Annotated in this window: 2 protein-coding genes; both read right to left on the bottom strand. The window is 72.2% G+C overall.

The genetic code is table 11. From position 1 onward, the window contains the following. Positions 1–194 precede the first annotated feature (194 nt). Positions 195–1,094 (bottom strand): glycerophosphodiester phosphodiesterase, encoded by a 900-nt coding sequence (locus EIO58_RS17285; RefSeq protein WP_127820486.1) that lies wholly within the window; start codon positions 1,092–1,094, stop codon positions 195–197. A 78-nt stretch (positions 1,095–1,172) separates the two neighbouring features. Continuing rightward, a partial coding sequence (locus EIO58_RS17280; RefSeq protein ID WP_274543224.1) for a phosphopantothenoylcysteine decarboxylase domain-containing protein occupies positions 1,173–1,776 on the bottom strand: 604 nt, incomplete at its 5' end.

The raw sequence follows: 1,776 nt of genomic DNA, 5'->3' as shown, positions 1-1,776 counted from the left end.
GCGACCGCTGCCGCGATCCGCTTCGCACGGACATCGTCGAACAGCCGCATGACACCTCCGGTTCGCACGCGCCGACTGGCGCTCTTCGACCCTACGACGCGGAGACCGCGGCGCGCCCGGGGCACGCCGCGGGAGGCCGGGAAGCGCACGTCGAGAGGTCTGGCAGCGCCGGATCCCTCACTGCCACCCGCGCGTCAAGGGATGCCTGCGTATGCTTCCTGCCACTGCGAGAGCGTGTGCGGGTCGTCGGTGACGATGCCGTCCACGCCGAGTGCCGTCACGGCGTCCCAGTAGGCGTCGTCGTTCAGCGTGTACACCACGACGCGAGTGCCCGCCGCGTGGAGCTCGTCGACGATCCCGGGCCGGTCGAGCACGGCCTTGCGACTCACGATGACTCCCCGCGCCCCTGCCTCGGCCACCGCGCTCACGACGTCGGCCGGCACATGCTTCAGGATCAGCAGGCGTGAGACGACCTCCGACCCGGCAGCGACCAGCGCCAGGCTCCGCGCGTCGAAGCTCGCCAGGGCGACGCGGCGCTCGAGCTCGCGCGCGGCGATCTGTGACACGGCGGCGGCGACCGCGGCGGCATCCCACTCCCCTTTCAGCTCGATGATCGCGCGCCCGCGCGAGGCGGCGAGCGCCTCGAGGAACTCGTCGAGCGTGGGGACCGGCGTTCCCGCATAGGCGGGATCGAACCACGAGCCCGCGTCCAGGGTCCGCACCTCGGAAAGCGTGAGCGCCGACAGCCGGCCGTGACCGTCGGTCGTGCGGTCCACCGTCGCATCGTGCATGAGGACCGGCTGGCGATCCGCGGTGAGAGCGACATCGACCTCGACATAGTCGAAGCCTCCGTCGAGCGCGGCGGCGATCGCGGGCAGCGTGTTCTCGGGCGCCGTCGCCGCTCCGCCGCGGTGGCTCGCGATGAACGCAGCCTCGCCAGGGGTGCGGGGGTCTCCGAGCAGCTCGCGGGCGGTGACCCTCGCGGGCGCCGCGCCGAACAGCGCGATCACCATGCTCACCACAGCGAGCACGCACACGATCAGCAGGGCGTGGATCCGGTCGCGAGCGCGATCGGATGCCGCGGAGTGGGGCATCGGGCATGTCCTCCGGGTCTTGCACCGCGTCGTCGTCGACGTGGTGCGGACCACTCTACATGCGCCGTTATCGTTTCGTTACTCAGTTTTCTCGCGGGATCCGCGCACCGTCAGCACCGCGTTCCACAGCGCCTCGGCGACGTCCCGCTTGCTCCCGTCCGCCGACGATACGAGCTCGCCATCGGCCGAGACGATCGCCAGCGCGTTGTCGCCGCTCTCGAACCCCCTGCTCCAGCCGACCTCGTTGACCGCCAGCAGATCGGCGCCCTTGCGGGCGGCCTTGCGCCGGCCGCGCTCGAGGAGCGTCTCGCCCTCTCCCGGCGTCTCGGCCGCGAATCCCACGATCGTCTGCCCGTCGCGGCGGGCGCGCACGAGCGCGGCGAGGATGTCGTCGTTCTCGATCAGGTCGAGCGTGATTCCATCTCCGGGCGCGGACTCCTTCGCGCGCTTGAGCGGCGACACCTCGGCAACGCGGTAGTCCGCGACCGCGGCCGCCATCACGACGACGTCGGCGGAGACCGCCTCGACCGCGACCGCTGCTGCGAGCTCTGCCGCGGTTCCCGCACGCACGAGCCGCACGCGGGGATGGACGGATGCCTCGGCCAGCGGTGCGTCGTCCACGTGCGCGGCGATCAGCACCACGTCGGCGCCGCGGTCCGCCGCCGCGAGCGCGACGGCGACG

It is taken from the genome of Microbacterium sp. CPCC 204701 (genome assembly GCF_004010105.1).
Taxonomy (GTDB): Bacteria; Actinomycetota; Actinomycetes; order Actinomycetales; family Microbacteriaceae; genus Microbacterium.
This window is presented reverse-complemented; position numbering and strand designations above follow the sequence as displayed.

What these genes read in the sequence shown, in the direction of transcription:
- EIO58_RS17285 (WP_127820486.1), bottom strand. Translation starts at nt 1,094, where the DNA reads ATGCCCCACTCCGCGGCATCCGATCGCGCTCGCGACCGGATCCACGCC.